This is a genomic window from Novosphingobium sp. CF614, from assembly GCF_900113255.1.
Classification (GTDB): Bacteria; Pseudomonadota; Alphaproteobacteria; order Sphingomonadales; family Sphingomonadaceae; genus Novosphingobium.
Window position 1 is genome coordinate 35,198 of the sequence record NZ_FOOR01000009.1, and the last position, 19,361, is coordinate 54,558.

At 65.9% G+C, this 19,361-nt stretch carries 18 protein-coding genes; 9 read left to right on the top strand and 9 right to left on the bottom strand.

All coding sequences use genetic code 11. From position 1 onward, the window contains the following. Window positions 1–5: 5 nt before the first annotated feature. Together BM052_RS11755 and BM052_RS11760 are read left to right on the top strand one after the other, a co-directional pair. Complete coding sequence (locus tag BM052_RS11755; protein WP_091147021.1) at window positions 6–227, top strand: DUF4170 domain-containing protein; 222 nt, start codon at window positions 6–8, stop codon at window positions 225–227. 439 nt (window positions 228–666) lie between these two features. Further along, the gene (locus BM052_RS11760) at window positions 667–1,206 is read left to right on the top strand and encodes a hypothetical protein (RefSeq protein WP_143084818.1); all 540 of its coding nucleotides are present in this window, start codon (window positions 667–669) and stop codon (window positions 1,204–1,206) included. A gap of 120 nt (window positions 1,207–1,326) precedes the next feature. Here the strand turns inward: BM052_RS11760 and greA are convergent, their stop codons facing one another. Then, on the bottom strand, window positions 1,327–1,803 hold the full coding sequence (gene greA / locus BM052_RS11765) for a transcription elongation factor GreA (RefSeq protein WP_091147026.1): 477 nt from the start codon (window positions 1,801–1,803) through the stop codon (window positions 1,327–1,329). Window positions 1,804–1,921: 118 nt separating this feature from the next. After that, window positions 1,922–5,245, bottom strand: coding sequence for a carbamoyl-phosphate synthase large subunit (gene carB, locus BM052_RS11770; RefSeq protein ID WP_091147028.1), 3,324 nt, complete (start codon window positions 5,243–5,245; stop codon window positions 1,922–1,924). A 56-nt stretch (window positions 5,246–5,301) separates the two neighbouring features. Here carB and BM052_RS11775 point away from each other — a divergent pair, with 56 nt between their 5' ends. Both BM052_RS11775 and BM052_RS11780 read left to right on the top strand, forming a co-directional pair. Next, window positions 5,302–5,571 (top strand): FitA-like ribbon-helix-helix domain-containing protein, encoded by a 270-nt coding sequence (locus BM052_RS11775; protein WP_091147030.1) that lies wholly within the window; start codon window positions 5,302–5,304, stop codon window positions 5,569–5,571. Beyond that, window positions 5,561–5,968, top strand: a complete 408-nt coding sequence (locus BM052_RS11780) for a PIN domain-containing protein (RefSeq protein ID WP_177198441.1) — start codon at window positions 5,561–5,563, stop codon at window positions 5,966–5,968. The genes BM052_RS11775 and BM052_RS11780 overlap by 11 nt, the downstream gene beginning before the upstream one ends. 377 nt (window positions 5,969–6,345) lie before the next feature. On the opposite strand, the gene carA is transcribed toward BM052_RS11780, so the two are convergent. Continuing rightward, a complete protein-coding gene (gene carA, locus BM052_RS11785) occupies window positions 6,346–7,515 on the bottom strand; it encodes a glutamine-hydrolyzing carbamoyl-phosphate synthase small subunit (RefSeq protein ID WP_091147035.1) in 1,170 nt (389 codons plus the stop codon). 160 nt (window positions 7,516–7,675) lie between these two features. On the opposite strand from carA, the gene BM052_RS11790 reads away from it, so the two are divergent. The 5 genes from BM052_RS11790 to BM052_RS11810 all read left to right on the top strand — a co-directional run bounded on the left by BM052_RS11790 (window position 7,676) and on the right by BM052_RS11810 (window position 12,998). Continuing rightward, entirely contained in the window at window positions 7,676–8,128 is a 453-nt protein-coding gene (locus BM052_RS11790; protein WP_091147037.1) for a GatB/YqeY domain-containing protein, read from the top strand. 129 nt (window positions 8,129–8,257) lie between these two features. Beyond that, window positions 8,258–8,611 (top strand): GIY-YIG nuclease family protein, encoded by a 354-nt coding sequence (locus tag BM052_RS11795; protein WP_091147039.1) that lies wholly within the window; start codon window positions 8,258–8,260, stop codon window positions 8,609–8,611. Next, on the top strand, window positions 8,605–10,470 hold the full coding sequence (gene dnaG, locus BM052_RS11800; protein WP_091147042.1) for a DNA primase: 1,866 nt from the start codon (window positions 8,605–8,607) through the stop codon (window positions 10,468–10,470). Before BM052_RS11795 ends, dnaG begins: the two co-directional genes overlap by 7 nt. 130 nt (window positions 10,471–10,600) lie before the next feature. Continuing rightward, window positions 10,601–12,625, top strand: coding sequence for an RNA polymerase sigma factor RpoD (rpoD, locus tag BM052_RS11805; RefSeq protein ID WP_091147045.1), 2,025 nt, complete (start codon window positions 10,601–10,603; stop codon window positions 12,623–12,625). A 103-nt stretch (window positions 12,626–12,728) separates the two neighbouring features. Continuing rightward, window positions 12,729–12,998 (top strand): BrnA antitoxin family protein, encoded by a 270-nt coding sequence (locus tag BM052_RS11810; RefSeq protein WP_091147046.1) that lies wholly within the window; start codon window positions 12,729–12,731, stop codon window positions 12,996–12,998. 262 nt (window positions 12,999–13,260) lie between these two features. On the opposite strand, the gene BM052_RS11815 is transcribed toward BM052_RS11810, so the two are convergent. From BM052_RS11815 to ccmE, 6 genes are all read right to left on the bottom strand, one after another. Beyond that, window positions 13,261–15,219 (bottom strand): potassium transporter Kup, encoded by a 1,959-nt coding sequence (locus tag BM052_RS11815; protein WP_091147049.1) that lies wholly within the window; start codon window positions 15,217–15,219, stop codon window positions 13,261–13,263. Window positions 15,220–15,322: 103 nt separating this feature from the next. Next, window positions 15,323–15,985 carry a tetratricopeptide repeat protein gene (locus BM052_RS11820; protein WP_091147052.1) on the bottom strand — a complete coding sequence of 221 codons (663 nt, stop codon included), beginning with the start codon at window positions 15,983–15,985 and terminating at the stop codon, window positions 15,323–15,325. Then, window positions 15,982–16,404 (bottom strand): cytochrome c-type biogenesis protein, encoded by a 423-nt coding sequence (locus BM052_RS11825; protein ID WP_091147053.1) that lies wholly within the window; start codon window positions 16,402–16,404, stop codon window positions 15,982–15,984. Before BM052_RS11825 ends, BM052_RS11820 begins: the two co-directional genes overlap by 4 nt. After that, window positions 16,401–16,949 (bottom strand): DsbE family thiol:disulfide interchange protein, encoded by a 549-nt coding sequence (locus BM052_RS11830; RefSeq protein WP_091147056.1) that lies wholly within the window; start codon window positions 16,947–16,949, stop codon window positions 16,401–16,403. The genes BM052_RS11825 and BM052_RS11830 overlap by 4 nt, the downstream gene beginning before the upstream one ends. After that, window positions 16,946–18,910, bottom strand: coding sequence for a heme lyase CcmF/NrfE family subunit (locus BM052_RS11835; RefSeq protein ID WP_091147058.1), 1,965 nt, complete (start codon window positions 18,908–18,910; stop codon window positions 16,946–16,948). The genes BM052_RS11830 and BM052_RS11835 overlap by 4 nt, the downstream gene beginning before the upstream one ends. Then, a complete protein-coding gene (gene ccmE, locus BM052_RS11840; RefSeq protein WP_091147060.1) occupies window positions 18,907–19,359 on the bottom strand; it encodes a cytochrome c maturation protein CcmE in 453 nt (150 codons plus the stop codon). The genes BM052_RS11835 and ccmE overlap by 4 nt, the downstream gene beginning before the upstream one ends. Between the last annotated feature and the right edge of the window lie 2 nt (window positions 19,360–19,361).

Sequence of the window (19,361 nt, forward strand, 5' to 3'; positions counted from 1 at the left end):
CTTCCATGCAGAAGCTCCATCTCGTCATGGGCGGCCGGGTCAAGGACCCGCGCAGCCTCGAATTCGTCGATCTCAAGGCGATGGACCTCGTCGGCGTCTATCCAGATTTCGCCTCGGCGGAAGAAGCCTGGCGCGCTTCGGCCCAGCGCACGGTCGACGACGCGGAAATGAAATACGTGATCGTCCATTTGCACCGCCTGCTCGAACCGGAGCTTCCCAAGGGCTGAAGGAGCAAGGGCCGCCGCCCTGGCCCAGGTTGAAAGGGAAAAGTGCCGCGCCAAGCCCCCCTCTCGCTGACCACATCGTGCTCAAAATCCGCACACACCCCGCGATCAGAGCCCGATATGCTTCGGCAAGTTCGGGGCGAGCGGGTCTGGATCGCATTTCGGTTCCTTGCTTCTGCCAGGCCCGCACCGCCGACGGGGCCATCGGGCTTGACTGAGCTTATAACCAAATTGGTTTCTAATGTCAAGGTAAAAGTGCATAAACGGCTCTTTCCTGGACACCGGGACCTCGCGTCGCACCCGTCCCCTTCCGGGTTTGGGGAAAGCGGTCGCGACCGACGCATGATGCATTTCGAAATCTGCATGGGCCTGGGCGGAGTTGCGACGTTGAGTATGGCAGGCGGCATGCTACTGCTCGCCAAGCGTGGGCAGGAGACCGGCCGTGGATCATTATTACGAAGTTGAACAGGGCGTGGCGGTGACAGGCGGTCCGCGCATCGGAATGTGTACGACCACATTGTATAATTGCCTGGGGGTCGCGGCTGTCGGCAAGGGTTCTCGGCGGGGCGGTCTGTATCACTATCCGTCATTGTGCCGGGACAAGAGCTATGTCGTTGTGACCTTGACGCGGATGCTCAACAACGTCTTGCCGGACTGGGTCGGGATCACGCCCGCGGCGATAGCGAGCGCCACGTCCGTTCCGACCAATTTCGACAAAGGTTCGGACCCGAAGGACATCGACTGGCTGAAAACCACGGTCCAGAAGCTGGCGCCGTCCGCCAAGGTCTTCGTCCTGGACGGCAAACGCACGGCGACGCTGTTCTGGGACGGACAATGGAAATACAACGAATTTCCATCTGCGGCGCCAGCGGAGATACGGCCGCGAATGTCGGCCATCCCCAACGTCATCACCGGGCGGCCGCAAAATGGCGATGCCTGGGCTTACGGCATCGACGTGGAACTGAACGAGGTCGAAGACTGATACCGGTTCCGATCCCTCGTCCCCGCCCCTTCCGGGGGGCGAGCCATGGCCGACGAAAATCCGACGTTCGATCGACTCGTCATCCCGGGTTTGCCCCGGGATGACGAAGCGCGAATGGTTTCAAATGAATTCGATGTTGCGGACGAGGTAGAACTTGTCGCCCGAGGGCACCGTCACTTCGATCTCGTCATCCACCCTGCGGCCGATCAGCGCCTTGCCGAGCGGCGAGTTGTAGCTGATGCGACCGACCTTGGCGTCGGCCTCGTAAGGCCCGACGATCTGGTAGCGCACCGGCTTTTCATCATCGTCGAGCAGCGTCACGGTGGCGCCGAAGATCACCTTGTCGCCCGAAAGGCTGGCCGGATCGATGATCTGGGCGCGGCTGATCTTGTCCTCGAGGTCGGCGATGGTCGCTTCCACCTGCCCCTGGCGTTCCTTGGCCGCGTGGTATTCCGCGTTCTCGGACAAGTCGCCGTGGGCGCGGGCTTCCTCGATCGCGTCGACGATGCGCGGCCGCTCCTCGCGCAGCGCCTTGAGATCGGCGGTAAGCCTCTCATAGCCTTCCGCGAGCATCGGCAGCTTTTCGATACTGGCCATTCTGACGTCTTCCTCCTGCTGCCTCCCGTCCCTTGCGACTACTCGACTGTCCCGCCCCCGGCACGAAGCCATCAGGGGACCGGCCGATCTGCAGCGATGTGGGGAGGCAAGATCGATTTCAGTTATAATAATCCTGCAACGATCGCACTTCAAGCTGGCTCCCGCATTGAGCCGAAATGGCCAGGGCCGCGGCGCAGCTGCCGGCGGCGGTGGTGAAGTAAGGCACTTTGGCGGTCAATGCCGAAGCGCGGATCGACTGCGAATCCTTCAGGCTCTGCCAGCCTTCGGTGGTGTTGAAGATCAGCGCGATCTCTCCGTCGATGATCTTGTCGACGATATGCGGGCGGCCTTCGGCGACTTTGTTCACCCGCTCGACCGGAAGGCCGGCGTCGGCGAGGTACTTCTGGGTGCCGGCGGTGGCGATGATGCGAAAACCGTTGGCGACGAGTTCGCCGACGGCCGGCAGGATCACGCCCTTGTCGCTGTTCTTGACCGAGACGAAGACCGTGCCGCGTTCCGGCAGCCGCATTCCCGCGCCAAGCTGCGCCTTGAGGAAGGCGGTGGCGAAATCCCTATCGATTCCCATGACTTCGCCGGTAGACTTCATCTCCGGCGTAAGCACCGGATCGACCCCTGGGAAACGCGCCCAGGGGAACACCGCCTCCTTCACCGCCATGTAGGGCAAGTCACGCTTGAACGGCGGAAATTCGGAAAGCTTCTCCCCGGCCATCACCCGCGAGGCGATCTTGGCGACGGGCTGGCCGATCGCCTTGGCGACGAACGGCACGGTGCGGCTGGCGCGCGGGTTCACTTCGATCAGGTAGACGTCATCGCCCTTCACCGCGAACTGCACGTTCATCAGCCCGCACACGCCGAGCGCCAGCGCCAGCGCCTCGGCCTGGCGCTCCATCTCGGCGACGATCCCGGCGGAAAGGCTGTAGGGCGGCAGGGTGCAGGCGCTGTCGCCCGAATGGATGCCGGCTTCCTCGATATGCTGCATGACGCCGGCGACGACCACCTGCTCGCCGTCGCACAGGGCATCGACGTCGCATTCGATGGCATCGCGCAGGTACTGGTCGATCAGCACCGGCGAATCGCCCGAAACCTGCACCGCCGTGGCGATGTAGTCGTCCAGCTGCTGTTCGGAATCGACGATCTCCATGGCGCGCCCGCCCAGCACGTAGCTGGGGCGCATCAGCACCGGATAGCCGATGCGATTGGCAACCGCCACGGCCTCGTCGCGGCTGCGGGCGATGCCGTTGGCGGGCTGGCGCAAGCCCAGCTTCTCGACCAGCGCGGCGAAGCGCTCGCGGTCCTCGGCCAGGTCGATCGCGTCGGGCGAAGTGCCCAGGATCGGGATGCCCTCATCCTCCAGCGCCTGGGCCAGCTTGAGCGGGGTCTGGCCGCCGAACTGGACGATCACCCCCACCAGCGTGCCGTTCTGCTGCTCCACGCGCAGGATCTCCAGCACGTCCTCGGCCGTCAGCGGCTCGAAGTAGAGCCGGTCCGACGTGTCGTAGTCGGTCGAGACGGTTTCCGGGTTGCAGTTGACCATGATCGTCTCGTAGCCGGCTTCGGCGAGCGCGAAGCAGGCGTGGACGCAGCAGTAGTCGAACTCGATGCCCTGGCCGATGCGGTTGGGGCCGCCGCCAAGGATGACGATCTTCCGGCGGTCGGAAGGCATCGCTTCGTCCTCCGGCGCACCGAAGATCGGCGCCTCGTAAGTCGAATACATGTAGGGCGTGATCGCCTCGAATTCGGCCGCGCAGGAATCGATGCGCTTGAAGACCGGATGGACCCCCAGCTTGTTTCGAAGCTGGCGCACCTCTTCCTCGCTGGTGGCGCCGGCCATGGCGCGCAGCGCATCGTGCAGCAGCCCAGAGCGCTTGGCCTGGGTCTCGCCCAGCCCGCCGGCGACATGGACCGAACGCACCGCCAGCGTGGCCAGGCGCTTGTCCGAAAAGCCCATGGCCTTGAGCCGGCGCAGACCCTGCGCGTCGATCGGCAGCCCGTCCTTCATGATCTTCGCCTCCTCGGCGATGATCTCCTCGATTTGGCGCAGGAACCACTTGTCGTAATGGGTGATCGCGTGAATCTCGTCGACCGAGAATCCCTCCCGCATCGCCTGGGCGGCATTGAGCAGGCGTTCGGGCGTCGCCTTGGACAGCGCGGCGGTGATGGTGTCCCGCCCCGCCCCCTCGAGCGCCGGCACCCGGTTGAACCCGTCCAGGCCCGTTTCGAGGCCCCTCAGCGCCTTCTGCACCGACTCCTTGAAATTGCGGCCGATCGCCATGACCTCGCCGACGGACTTCATCGCGGTGGTCAGCAAAGGCTCGGCGCCCTTGAACTTCTCGAACGCGAAACGCGGGATTTTGGTCACCACGTAGTCGATCGTCGGCTCGAACGCGGCCGGGGTGGCGCCGGTGATCTCGTTGGTCAGCTCGTCAAGCGTATAGCCCACCGCCAGCTTGGCGGCGACGCGGGCGATCGGAAACCCGGTCGCCTTCGAAGCGAGCGCGGAACTGCGCGAAACGCGCGGGTTCATCTCGATCACGATCAGGCGCCCGTCGTCCGGGTTGACCGCGAACTGTACGTTCGAACCGCCCGTTTCCACACCGATTTCCCTGAGCACGGCGATACTCGCCGAGCGCATGATCTGGTATTCCTTGTCGGTCAGCGTCAGCGCCGGGGCGACGGTTATCGAGTCGCCGGTATGAACGCCCATCGGGTCGACGTTCTCGATCGAGCAGATGATGATGGCATTGTCGTGCCGATCGCGCACGACTTCCATCTCGTATTCCTTCCACCCCAGCAGCGATTCCTCGATCAGCACTTCGGTGGTGGGCGAGGCATCGAGGCCGGAACGCACGATCGCCTCGAACTCGGCGCGGTTGTAGGCGATGCCGCCGCCGGTGCCGCCGAGCGTGAAGCTGGGACGGATGATCGAGGGCAGGCCAGTGGTCTCCAGCACCTTGAGCGCTTCGTCGAGCGAATGGGCGACGCCGGAGCGGGCCGATTCCAGCCCGATCCTGTCCATCGCCTCGCGGAAGCGCTGGCGGTCCTCCGCCTTGTCGATGGCATCGGCGTTGGCGCCGATCATGGTGACGCCGAACTTCTCCAGCGTGCCGTCGTCCGCCAGCGCCAGCGCGCAGTTGAGCGCGGTCTGCCCGCCCATCGTCGGCAGCAGCGCGTCGGGCCGCTCCTTCTCGATGATGCGCGCGACGATCTCCGGCGTGATCGGCTCCACGTATGTGGCGTCCGCCATGTCCGGATCGGTCATGATCGTCGCCGGGTTGGAATTCACCAGGACGACCCGGTAACCCTCTTCCTTCAGCGCCTTGATCGCCTGGGTGCCCGAATAGTCGAACTCGCAGGCCTGGCCGATGATGATCGGCCCGGCGCCGATGACGAGGATCGAGGAGATGTCAGTGCGTTTGGGCATTGCTATTCCGATTTCATTGCATACATTGATTGCATTGCAATCACCGAGGATGGACGATGGGCAGCGTAACGATCCGCAATCTTGACGACGCGATCAAGCGCAACGCGCGGCTTGCGGCCGCGGCCAATGGCCGTTCCTTGGAAGCCGAGTTGCGGGCCTTGCTCGAACGGACGTATGCCGACTCGATGGCGAACCACAAGGCACGGATCAAGGCGATGAGCGGCGCGGAGTTTGTCGACCATCTGATCCGGACCGCCAACGGCGCCACCCTGGAACTCCCGGAACGCACGATCGACGAGGACAGGGACATTTTTGGTGCTGATTGACACCAACGTCTGGAGCGAGTTGTCCCGACCCCGGCCAGACGAAACTGTCAGCAGATGGATGGGCTTGCACTTCGACGAAGCCATCCTGTCCGCGATCGTGTTGGGCGAGATCCAATATGGCATCGCCTTGGCCGAAGGAACCCGGCGGCGCGACCTGCAGGCGACTCTCGACGAATTGCTCACTCGACTTGAAGACCGCATAGTCACCTTCGATGCCGATGCAGCAGCCGTCTGGGGACCGCTGAGATCGCACCTCAAGCGAACCGGCCAGTTGTTCGGCGAACGCGACATGCTGATCGCGGCCCACGCCATGAGCCTGGGCGTTCCTTTGGTAACGCGTAACGTATCGGAAATGTCCCGTAGCGGCGTAACCATCATCAACCCCTGGACGCCTTGATAGCCTGGGTGACCGAACAGTAGAACTCACCCCTTTGCTTCGCCATCGCGAGCCCGATGGGCGCGTCAATCCAGGGGCGGCGCAACCGCCCCCGGATCGCCGCGCGACCTTCGCTCGCTCGCAATGACGAAGAGAAGGGAACAGGCATTAGCCCTCCAGATCGAAATGGTTACGCCCGATTTGCATAGAGCTTCGTGCCCGAAGCCTGCTTCGGCCCCGCCCGCCCCGAGCCGGTCGAAGCGTGCCCGGAGCGGCGGCTGCAAGCAGCCCGCCGGAGGGGACACGGTTCGCACCCCCCTTCGACAGGGCGTGCGAACCGTGATCCGGATTTCGCGCTCCCTGTTCCAGCGGTTCAACCGCGCCATTGGCCGCCATCTTCACGCCCCCAGCATCCCCACGAACTTCTCGAACAGATAGAAGCTGTCCTGCGGCCCGGGGCTCGCTTCCGGGTGATACTGCACCCCGAACGCCCGCTTGCCCTTGATGGCGATGCCGCAGTTGGTGCCGTCGAACAGCGAGACGTGGGTTTCCTCCACATTGTCCGGCAGCGCCGCGTTGTCGACCGCGAAGCCGTGGTTCATCGAGGTGATCTCCACCACGTCGTCCGACAGGCGCTTGACCGGGTGGTTGGCGCCCCGGTGGCCCTGGTGCATCTTGGCGGTCCGCGCGCCGGCGGCAAGGCCGAGCATCTGGTGGCCCAGGCAGATGCCGAAGATCGGCAGGTCCTGCTCCAGAAGGGCCTGGATCACCGGCACCGTGTACTGGCCGGTCGCGGCCGGATCGCCGGGGCCGTTCGAAAGGAACACGCCGTCGGGTTCGAGCCCGAGGACGGTTTCGAGCGTCGCTTCCGCCGGCACCACCGTCACCCGCGCGCCGGCTTTCACCAGGCTGCGGAAGATGTTGTCCTTGGCGCCGTAATCGATCGCGACGACATGCGGACGCGCGTCACGCGGAGAGCGGCCATAGCCCTGCCCCAGCTTCCAGATCGAGCCTTCCCAGCCTTCCTGGACCTGCCGGCTGACCAGCCTGGCCAGGTCCATGCCTTCCAGCCCCGGCCAATCCCGCGCGCGCTGGAGCAGCGCCGGCAGGTCGAACTGGCCGTCGGGGTGATGGGCGATCACGGCATTGGGGGCGCCGGCCAGGCGGATGCGGCGGGTCAGCGCGCGGGTGTCGACGCCGGCAAGCCCGATCTTGCCCTTTTCCGCCAGCCAGGCCCCGAATTCCCCGTGCGAGCGGAAGTTGGAAGCCAGCGTCACATCCTCGCGCACCACGCAGCCGACCGCGCCATCGACCTTCGATTCGAGATCCTCTTCGTTGACGCCGACATTGCCGATATGCGGAAAGGTGAACGTGACGATCTGCGCCGCGTAGGACGGATCGGTCATCACTTCCTGGTAGCCGGTCATCGCGGTGTTGAAGCACACTTCGCCCACCGCTTCGCCCACCGCGCCGAAACCACGGCCCCAGACCACGTGCCCGTCGCTCAGGACAAGCACGCCGGTCGCGCCTTCAGGTTTGGGCGCAAGCGAAAATGCGGCGTCGGCCATGGTGGGTCGCTCCGTTGACGGCGTTTCGGACGTTGAGTGCTAAGGCCCACCCGCTAGAGACGGTTGTGCAGCGCGTCAAGGCGCCAGGGTGCAATTTGCCGCGCGGCTTGCTAGTTTTGCGCAACCACGTTCCAACGCATAACGGGAAAACACAAGAACAATGCTTCGTGATTCGATCAAGGCCGCCCAGATCTCCGCGATGAAGGCCGGCGACAAGCCGCGCTCGGCCGCCATCCGCCTTGTCCTTGCCAAGATCAAGGACCGCGACATAGAACTGCGCACCGCCACCACCCTGCCCGACGACGACGCCCTGGTGATCGACGTTCTCCAGAAGATGGTGAAGCAGCGCCGCGAATCGATCCAGCTGTTCGAACAGGGCGGCCGCCCCGAACGCGCCGCCGAGGAGAAGGCGGAACTGGCGGTGATCGAGGAATTCCTCCCCGCCCAGCTTTCGGAAGCGGAAACCAGGGCCGCGATCGAGGCGATCAAGGCCGAGACCGGCGCCGCCGGCCTGAAGGACATGGGCAAGGTCATGGCCGAGCTCAAGGCCCGCCACGGCAGCCAGCTCGACATGGGCAAGGCCAGCGGCTGGGTGAAAGCGGCTTTGGCGTGAGGCGGCCCGCCAGCGTGCCTCGACTGCGACGTTCCGCCTTCGCTCGACACGAACGGAGACGGATAGCTCCTGCCACCCTGTCCGTTCGTGTCGAGCGAAGTCGAGACACGTCCGGCGCGACCTGACGGCATGGCGTTCTGGGCTTACATCCTGCGCTGCGCGGACGGGAAATACTACACCGGCCACACGGAGGATCTCGAACGGCGGATGGCGGAACACCATCACGGCGGCGCTTGCGATTTCACGTCTCGACGCAGGCCGGTGCTTTTGATCTGGTGCGCGGAGTTTCCAACGCGATACGAAGCTTTGAGCGCCGAATTGCGGGTCAAGAAATGGTCACGCGCCAAGAAGGAGGCGCTCGCGGCAAGTGATTGGGCGAAGCTTTCCCATTATGCCCGGCCGCCGCGCGAGCGTGTCTCGACTTCGCTCGACACGAACGGAGCGGGGAAAGCTGAAAATGGAAAGGGGACCTCCCCGTGCTGACCCCCCAATGGCTCGACCAGCTTCGGTCCCGCATCACGCTTTCAGCGCTGATCGGACGCACCACGCGGCTGCAGAAGGCGGGGCGCGAGTACAAGGCGTGCTGCCCGTTCCACAACGAGAAAAGCCCCAGCTTCACCGTCAACGACGAGAAGGGATTCTATCACTGCTTCGGGTGCTCCGCCCACGGCGACGCGATTCGCTGGATGACGGACCACCAGGGCCTGTCGTTCATGGACGCGGTCAAGGAACTGGCGGCGGAGGCGGGGATGGACGTGCCCGCGCCCGATCCGCGCGCGGCCCAGGCCGCGGAAAAGCGCGATACGCTCCATGACGTGACGGCGGCGGCCCAGGCATGGTTCAAGCAGGGACTGACCGCACCCCAGGGGGGGCCCGCCCGTGCCTACCTGGCCACCCGCGGGTTCGATGCGCGAACCGTCGAACGCTTCGGCTTCGGCTATGCCCCGGATGATCGCCAGGCGCTCAAGCGCGCGCTCGAACGCTTCCCCGAAGCCATGCTGATCGAGGCCGGCCTCCTGATCGAGGTCGAGGGGCGCGATCCCTACGACCGGTTCCGGGGCCGCCTGATGCTGCCCATCGAGGATGCGCGCGGGCGGGTGATCGCGTTCGGCGGGCGGATTCTGGCGAAAGGGAAAACCGACGCTCCGAAATACCTCAACTCGCCCGACACCCCGTTGTTCGACAAGGGCCGCACGCTCTACAACTTGCACCGCGCCGCGCCCGCCGCGCGGAATTCGGGCCGGCTGGTGGTGGTCGAAGGGTACATGGACGTGATCGCGCTCGCCGCGGCGGGCATCGACGAAGCGGTCGCCCCGCTCGGCACGGCGCTTACCGAGCACCAGATCGAGCTGCTGTGGCGGCGGGTCGAAACGCCGATCCTGTGCTTCGACGGCGATGCCGCCGGCCAGCGCGCGGCGATGCGCGCGATCTCGCGGGCGCTGCCGCTGCTGAAGCCGGCCCATTCGCTGCGCATCGCGCGCCTGCCGGAAGGGCTCGATCCCGACGACCTCATCAAGGCCAAGGGCCCCCGGGCGATGGAGGCGCTGCTCGCCGAGGCGCGCAGCCTGGTCGACGTGCTGTGGGAATCCGAGCGCGATGCCCAGCCCCTGGTCACGCCCGAGGACAAGGCGGGGCTCAAGGCGCGGCTGATGGCGCATGTCGATGCGATCCAGCATCCCGACATCGCCAACCTCTATCGCCGCGAACTGCAGGATCGGTACGCCGCCTTCGCCTTTCCGCGCCGGGAAAATCGCTGGCAGCCGGACCAGGCCCGGCCGGCGTTTTCCGGCCGGCAGGGCGGCCAGCGCGGGAACTGGAAGGACCGCCCCGCCCCATCCACCCCCGAATCGCTGAAACGCCTGCGCCACGCGGCGAGCGGCGGCGCGCGCGACGGTCTTTCGGCGGCGGTGCTCGCCGGGCTGATCCGCTGGCCGGCCGAACTGCCCCGCCATGCCGAGACGCTGGCCCGCACGCCGGGGCTCGATCCGCGCTTTTTCGTGCTTCTCGAATGTTGCGACGCAGCAGCGGCGCTTGAAAGCGGGATGCTCGCTACCATATTGCTCGACAATGGCCTGGAAGTTCCCGGCGCCGCTGAATATTCCGGCCTGCGCTTCGGCTTCCTGACCGGCGACGCGCGGGCGGATCAGGCGGCGGCGGAACTGGCCCAGGCCGTCGACCTCTTGGTCGAGCGCCCAGCGCTGGAAGCGGCCCTGGCACAAGCGACCATGCGGTTCGAAAACGAGCTGACCGAGGATGCCTTTGCCGAACAGCAGCGCCTGCTCAAGAGAAAGCTGGAATTTGACGTTCGCCTAAGGCAAATGGCGACCAGACAGGCGGGCTAGTCCGGATGGTATAATCGGCACGGTATCATCGGCGTATCATCGGCATCGAATTACTGGCATGGGATCATTGGCACTGCGTCTCCGGCATGGGATCTCCGGGCTGGGGCAGGCACGAGTTAACGGCGGAAGAATGAGCAAGAACGACAACACCAGCGGCGACAACACTGACGGCACCGACGCGCCGCTGATCGATCTCAACGAGGCTTCGATCAAGAAGCTGATCGCGCGCGCCAAGCGCCGCGGCGTGATTACGGTCGACGAGCTGAACGAGGCCCTGCCGCAGGACCAGATGGCCACCGACCAGATCGAGGACATCATGGCCGCGATCTCGGAAATGGGCGTCAACATCGTCGAGAACGACGAAGACGCGCAGAACGACGACGAGGACGAGGTCGAGGAAGTCGATTCCGACGATTCCGCCCCGCGCATGGTGGTCGACACCAAGAAGAAGGAAACCATCGAGCGCACCGACGATCCGGTGCGCATGTACTTGCGCGAGATGGGCGCGGTCGAGCTGCTGAGCCGCGAGGGCGAGATCGCCATCGCCAAGCGCATCGAGGCCGGGCGCGACATGATGATCCTGGGCCTGTGCGAAAGCCCGATCACCTTCCACGCCATCATCCAGTGGTCCGAAGCCCTGAACGCCGGCGAGATGCAGCTGCGCGAGATCCTCGATCTCGACGCCATGCTGTCCAAGGAACCGGCGCCCGAAAACCTGTCGGAAGACGGCGAAGGCAACGATGACGGCGAAATCAGCGAGGCGACCGCCGGCCCTTCCTACAAGGAAGAAGACGACATCGAGGAGGAAGAGGAAACCTCCGACGATGAGGACGAGGACGGCGTCGAGCGCCGCGCCCAGCGCCCGGTTGACGACGACGAGGAGGACAACACCCTCAGTCTGGCGCAGATGGAAGCCACCCTCAAGCCCGAGGCGCTGGCGAAGTTCGCGCGCATCACCGAGCTGTTCCAGGCTTTCGAGAAGCTGCAGAGCGAGCGCCTCGATGCGCTCGCCCTGGGCATCGACTTCCCTGCCGCCAAGGAAGAGGAATACCAGCAACTGCGCGAGGACCTGACCGCGCAAGTCGAATCGGTGCAGTTCCACGCGACCAAGATCGAATACCTGGTCGACAATCTCTATGCCTTCAATCGCCGCCTGACCACGCTCGGCGGCCAGATGCTGCGCCTTGCCGAACGCCACAAGGTCAAGCGCACCGATTTCCTGGAAACTTACGTCGGCCGCGAACTGGACGATACCTGGCTTGCCGACATGGCGAAGAAGGACAAGAAGTGGGCGGCCTTCGCCGAAGCCGAAGCCGATCCGGTGGAGCGCATCCGCGCCGAAGTGGCGGACATCGCCGCCGCCACCGGCATGGCGCTTCCCGAGTTCCGCCGCATCGTCAACATGGTCCAGAAGGGGGAGCGCGAGGCGCGCATCGCCAAGAAGGAAATGGTCGAGGCGAACCTGCGGCTGGTGATCTCCATCGCGAAAAAGTACACCAACAGAGGCCTGCAATTCCTTGATCTCATTCAGGAAGGCAACATCGGCCTGATGAAGGCGGTCGACAAGTTCGAGTACCGCCGCGGCTACAAGTTCTCGACTTACGCCACCTGGTGGATCCGGCAGGCGATCACCCGCTCGATCGCCGACCAGGCCCGCACCATCCGCATCCCGGTGCACATGATCGAGACCATCAACAAGCTGGTGCGCACCAGCCGCCAGTTCCTCCACGAGCAGGGCCGCGAGCCCACGCCCGAGGAAATGGCCGAGCGCCTCTCCATGCCGCTCGAAAAAGTGCGCAAGGTGATGAAGATCGCCAAGGAGCCGATCAGCCTGGAAACGCCGATCGGCGACGAGGAGGATTCGCACCTGGGCGATTTCATCGAGGACAAGAACGCGATCATCCCGGTGGATGCCGCGATCCAGGCCAACCTCAAGGAAACCGTCACCCGTGTCCTCGCCAGCCTCACCCCGCGCGAGGAACGCGTGCTGCGCATGCGCTTCGGCATCGGCATGAACACCGACCACACCCTGGAGGAAGTCGGCCAGCAGTTCTCGGTCACCCGCGAACGCATCCGCCAGATCGAGGCCAAGGCGCTGCGCAAGCTCAAGCACCCGAGCCGGTCCAGAAAGATGCGTTCGTTCCTGGATCAGTGAAGCTGGATCGATGATCTGCCGCACTGCCTGGCGGCGGTCATTCGTGACGGCAGGGTGCGGGCTATCAGTTTGCGGCGAGCGCACTTGAAGGAGTTCAGGCGTCATGGGCGGTGAACGACCGATCGTTTTCGATGACGACAATCCCGAATGGACCGAAGAGGATTTCGCGCGCGCGCTTCCTATCGAAGAGGCGCCGGAAATCCTTCGCGCCGCATTCGCCCAGCCGCGCGGACGCCCCAAAGGTTCGACGAAGGCGGCGGCCAAACAGTCCATTTCCTTGCGCCTCGACCCGGACGTTCTGGCCTATTTCCGCGCGACCGGGCCCGGCTGGCAATCGCGGATCAACGAGGTCCTGCGCAAGGCGATGGCGTGATGGGCGATGGCGTGATGGTGGCGTAATGCCCACGTTCGCAAGGTCGGTGTGTCCGACAGCCGGGTCAGTCGAAAAGTAAGAAGCCAAATCCTCCCCCATCGGGGGAGGTGGCAGACACGAAGTGGCTGACGGAGGGGGCGCGGTCGGTGCGACGCCCGTGCCCGCAAGCTCCCTTTCGCCATCCCGCGGCCGGTTCCCCTCCCCCCGTTGGGAAGGATGTGGCTGGATCGATGTAACGTCCTGCCGCGCTTGCCCGGGCCGCTCAAATCTCCAGCTGGCTGCCCAGTTCCACCACCCGGTTGGTCGGCAGGCGGAAGAACTCCATCGCGCTGGCGGCGTTGCGCATCATCCAGGCGAAGAGCTTTTCGCGCCAGATCGCCATGCCCGGCTTTTCGGACGGCAGCAGCGTCTGGCGGGACAGGAAGAAGCTGGTCTTCATCATCTCGAACGCGCCGCCGCAGGTCGGGGCGTGGGCAAGCGCGGCGGGCACGTCGGTCTCTTCCATGAAGCCGTAGCGCAGCGTCATGCGGAAGAAGCCCTGGCCCAGTTCGATCACCTCGTACCGCTCCGCGGGTTCGACATAGGGCACATCCTGCACTTCGATGGTGAGCACCACCACGCGTTCGTGCAGCACCTTGTTGTGCTTGATGTTGTGAAGCAGGGCCGAGGGCACCCCGATGTTGCTGGAGGCCATGAAGATCGCCGTGCCGGGAACCCGCGCGGCGCTGCCGTGCGCGCTCTTGGCGAAGACGTTGAGCGGCAGCGCGGCCTCGGTCATGCGTTCGCGCATGAGCTTGCGGCCCTTGTTCCAGGTGGTCAGCAGCGTGAAGGCCGCGCCGCCGATCAGCAGCGGGAACCAGCCGCCGTCGGCGATCTTCGCGGCGTTGGCGCCGAAATAGGCGCCGTCCACGACGAAGAAGGTGACGATGACCGGAATGGCCATCCACAGCCTCCAGCGCCACAGCACGATCAGCAGCACCGTCATCAGGCAGGTATCGATCAGCATCGCGCCGGTGACCGCGATACCATAGGCCGAAGCCAGGTTCGACGAGTTCTGGAACACCAGCACCAGCACGATCACGCCGGTCATCAGCGCCCAGTTGACGAAGGGAATGTAGATCTGCCCGACCTCGTGCTCGCTGGTGTGGCGAGTCGAGAGGCGCGGGATGAAGCCCAGCTGCATGGCCTGGTGGGTGATCGAGAACGCCCCGGAGATCACCGCCTGGCTGGCGATGAACGTGGCGCAGGTCGCCAGGATCACCAGCGGCAGGCGCAGGCTGTCCGGCGCGAGGTTGAAGAACGGGTTCTCCATCGCTTCCGCCGCCGCCGCATCGTCCATCCCCAGGATCATCGCCGCCTGGCCGAAGTAATTGATAAGCAGGCACGGCATGACGAAGGCGAACCAGGAAAGCCGCATCGGACCGCGCCCGAAGTGCCCCATGTCGGAATAGAGCGCCTCGGCCCCGGTTACCGCCAGCACGACCGAGCCGAGCGCGAGGAAGCCCAGCATCTTGTCGGTCAGGAAGAACTGGACCGCGTACCAGGGGTTCAGCGCCGCCAGCACTTCGGGCATCTGCACCAGATGGAAGATGCCCAGCACGGCCAGGGTGAGGAAATAGACCACCATGACCGGGGCGAACAGCGCGCCGACCTTGGCGGTGCCGCTCTTCTGCAGAAGGAATAGGCCGATCAGCAGGATCAGCGCGATCGGCAGGACGAAGGGCGCAAGGTTGGACTGGACGACCGTGAGGCCTTCGACCGCCGAAAGCACCGAAACCGCCGGCGTTATCATGGAATCGCCGTAGAACAGCGAAGTCGCGAACACCCCGAGCAGCACCACCACGCCGCTGTAGCGCGATTTCTTGATGTGGCCGGAAATCAGCGCGACCAGGGCCAGGCTGCCGCCCTGCCCCTTGTTGTCGGCCCGCATCAGGATGCCGACGTACTGCACCGCGACGACCAGCGTCATCGACCAGAAGATCAGGCTGACCACGCCCAGCACGTGCAGTTCGTCGATCGCCAGCGGGTGCGGGCCGACGAAGGTTTCGCGAAACGCGTAGATCGGGCTGGTGCCGATATCGCCGAAGACGACGCCGATCGCGCCCAGCGCCAGCTTGGAAATATTGCCCGAGCCATGGCCGCCGGGAACCGGAGCCGTGCCTGCCGTTGTCGGATCGATCGCGGTCGGGGCCTTCGCCCCATCCGAAGTTGCATCACCCATTCGTGCGTCCCGTCATGGACTCGCAGACCCATTTCGCAGCTGCGGCAAGGCTGTGGCCGTTAGCAGCATGAGAGGTGCCAAGCAACGCTGCTTAAGGGACGGTTCAGGGCGGGGACACCCGCGAATCGGGCATGCCGCGCGGCGCGCTGGAAAGCAGGGCGTCGAGCTTGGCCAGTTGCTGCGCCAGCGGTTCGCGCCAGGGTGCCTCGGCGGGCGCGCGCGCCAGCAGACCGGCCCAGAGCGCGCGCGCCTCGGCGAAGCGGCCCGCCTGCGCCAGGGCGAGGCCCAGGAAGAACGGTGGCCCCGGATTGTCCGGATCGGCCTTGGCGGCCTGGCGATAGGCATAGAGCGCGGCCGGGGTCAGCGTGCCCTCGGAATGGGCCAGCAGCGCGTTGGCCATGGCGAGCCAGGCCTCGGAATTCTTCGGATCCTTGCCGATCGCGCCGCGCAGGACCTCGGCGGCATCGGCGTAGCGGCCGTTGCGGGCCAGCCCGTCCGCGATCACCACCCACTGGTTGCTGGGCGGAATGCCCTTGTTCGATACCCTGGAGCGCGCGTCGACCAGCGCGGCGGGATCGGCGGAAACCGGCTCGTCGGCCGCCTTGGGAGCGGCCGGCTGGCCCGGCGAGCCTTGCGCGACATATCCGGCCACGCCCAGCAGCAGCGCGGCGGCCACCGCCTCGCGCGCGGCGCGCGGCGCCCTGAGCACGAAGACCACCAGCACGAAGGCCAGCAGCGCCAGCCCGATGAGAAGGCCCCAGATCATGCCCCGGATCCTTTGTCCGCCCCGAAGCGCCGGCGCAGGAGCGCGAAGGCCAGCAGCGCCAGCGCCAGCGGCACCGCGAACAACGGCCAGGTCAGCCCGGTCAAGCGCGGCGCGTAGCTGACATAGTCGCCATAGCGCTCGACCAGCCAGGCGCGAATCGCTTCCGGGTCCTCCCCCGCCGCGACCCGTTCGCGCACGAGGCTGCGCATCGATCCGGCGATCGGCGCATCCGAATCGGCGATCGACTGGCCCTGGCACTGCAGGCAGCGCAGCGTTTCCATCAGCGCCTGCGCCGCCCGCTCCTTGGCCGGATCGTCCAGCTGGCGATAGGCGTAAGGCGCGGTGGACTGCTCCTCCTGCGCCGCCGCCATGGGCGCGGCCGCGATCAGGGCCAGCGCGAGTGCGATCAGGCGGATCATTCCCCCGCCTCCTTCAGCTTGCCCAGCAGCAGGTCGAGATGCTCGGGCCGGATCTCGCCGATGTGCTGGTAGACGATCACGCCCTTGCCATCGATCACATAGGTTTCCGGCACGCCCGAAGACCCCAGCGCGAGCTGGACCCTGCCGTCGTCGTCGGCACCGACGCGCTGGAAGGGATCGCCGTTTTCCGCCAGGAAACGCTGGAGGTTCTCGGTGGTGTCCCGCACCGAGATACCCTCGATCGGGACGCCGGCCCTGGCCAGGGCGGCAAGCTGCGGCGCCTCCACCCGGCAGGGCACGCACCAGCTGGCGAAGATGTTGACCAGATGCGGCTTGCCGTTGGCAAGCACCTTGCTGTCCAGCCCCGGCCGGCCGGGCAGCGCGGGGGGCAGGTTGAAGGCCGGCATCGGCTTGCCAACCAGGGCGCTCGCCACGGTCCGGTCCGCCGGACGCAGCAGCCCGACCAGCACCAGCACGAAGAAGCCGAGAAACAGCGCCAGCGGCAGCCAGGTCGCCCAGCGGAAGGATCGGCGCTTTTCGTTCACCGGCCCTGCCTTTCGCGACGATAGGCGATCTTGTCCCTGGCGACGATGCGCCGGACATCGGCAGCGACGCGCCCGGCAAGCGCCAGCACGCCGCCCAGCGCGACCAGCAGGCCGCCGATCCAGATCAGCGGCACGAACGGCTTCCACCACAGCCGAAGCTGCCAGCGCCCGTCGTCGGCCTCGCCGCCCAGCACGGTATAGAGCTGGCCGTTCCAGCGCGTCAGCAACGCCGATTCGCTGGTCTGCTGCGGCGGCGTCCAGAAACTGCGCGACTGCGGCAGCATGCGGACAGCCTTGCCGTCCACGCCGTAGCGCACCAGCAGCCGCGCCTCCAGCGCGGTCCAGTTGGGCCCGGCGACCGGCTCGACGGTATCGAGCTTGACCCCCCAGGGCCCGATCTCGGTCACTTCGCCGATCCTGACCGCGACCAGCTTCTCGATCGAAAAGGCGCTCTCGCAGCTCATCCCGAACAAGGCCACGGCAATGCCGAAATGCGCGGTGACCATGCCCCAGACCGGCAAGGGCGTGCGCCGCAGATTGCGATCGCGAAGCGGCAGCACGCTTGCCCAGGCCAGCCCGGCCGCCAGCATCAGGCCCAGCAGCGGCAGCAGCGCCACTCCGCCCATCCCCGCTCCGCCCATCGCCACAAGGCCGATGCCCGCCGCCGCCGCCAGCATCGCCGGGATCACCAGGGCCTTGCCGATCCGCGCGAACTTGTCGCGCCGCCAGCGCAGCAGCGGCCCGATCGCCAGCACCACCAGCATCGGCAGCGCGAACAGCGCGCTCATCGGATTGAAATAGGGCGGGCCGACCGAGACCTTGGCCCCCATCGCCTCGGCCACCAGCGGATAGAGCGTGCCGAACAGCACGATGCCCAGGATCGCCGAAAGCATCACGTTGTTGAACACCAGCGCGCCTTCGCGGCTGACCAGGGCGAATCGCTCGCCCTCGGTCACGGTGGATGCGCGCAGAGCGAACAGGGTCAGCGCGCCGCCGATGTTGATCGCCAGCAGCGCCAGGATGAAAGTGCCGCGCTCCGGATCGACGGCGAAGGCATGGACGCTGGTCAGAATGCCCGAGCGCACCAGGAAAGTGCCGATCATCGACATCGAGAAGGCGACGACGCCCAGCATCATCGTCCAGGCCCTGAGCGCGTTGCGCGATGCCAGGACGCTTGCCGAATGCAGCAGCGCGGTCGCGGCCAGCCAGGGCATCAGCGAGGCGTTCTCCACCGGATCCCAGAACCACCACCCGCCCCAGCCCAGCTCGTAATAGGCCCAGTAGGAACCGGCGGTGATCCCCACCGTAAGGAATATCCATGCCCCCAGCACCCAGGGACGCATCGCCCGCGCGAAAGCCGGCCCCACCTCACGCGTCACCAGCGCGCCGATCGCGAAGCTGAAGGCGATGGAGAGGCCGACATAGCCCAGGTAGAGCGTGGGGGGATGGAAGGCGAGGCCAAGGTCCTGCAACAGGGGATTGAGGCCATTGCCCTCGGCCGGCACCGGCGAAAGCCGCTCGAACGGGTTGGAAGCGATCAGCAGGAAGGCGTAGAAGCCCAGCGAGACGAAGGCCTGCCCGGCCAGCGTCGCCAGCATGGTCGGCTCCGGCAGCCGCTTCTCGATCAGCGCCACGAAGCCGCCGGCCATGCCCATGACCGTGACCCACAGCAGCATCGAGCCTTCGTGGTTGCCCCAGGCGCCCGCGATCTTGAACACCAAGGGCTTCATCGAATGCGAATTGAGCGCCACCAGCTTCACCGAAAGGTCGGTAACGGCGAAGACCTGGATCAGGCACAGGAACGCGACGAGCGCCAGCAGCCCCTGCACCGCCGCGACCGGGCGCACCGCACCGCCCAGCGCCGCGCCGCGCGCCGTCAGCCCGAGCGCGCCGGCCACGAGTTGCAGCGCCGCCAGCGCGGCGGCGAGCCACAGGGCGGCAAGGCCGAGTTCGGCGATCATTTCGTTTCGGCCACCACCTGCCTGGCCTGCTGGCTGGTCATGTCCCGCATTTCTCGCGGTACATAGTTCTCGTCATGCTTGGCCAGCAGGTTGTCGGCCACGAACGTGCCGTCCGCCCCCAGCCTGCCCTCGGCGACGACGCCCGATCCCTCGACGAACAGCGACGGGACGATGCCCCTGAACATGACCGGCACGCGCGCCTTGCCGTCCTGCACGACGAAAGCGATGGTGACGCCGTCGGGCTCGGTCTTGAGCGATCCCTTCTCCACCATGCCGCCCAGGCGCACGGCGCGATCCGGCCGCGGCGGGTTCGCGACGATTTCGCTGGGAACGTAGAAATAGCTCGCCTGGTTGCGCAGCGCCCAGGCCGCGAGCAATCCGGCCGCGACCAGCACGACCAGCGCGATCACCAGCAGGACCAGTCGCTGATGCTTTGCCTTGATCGCCATCC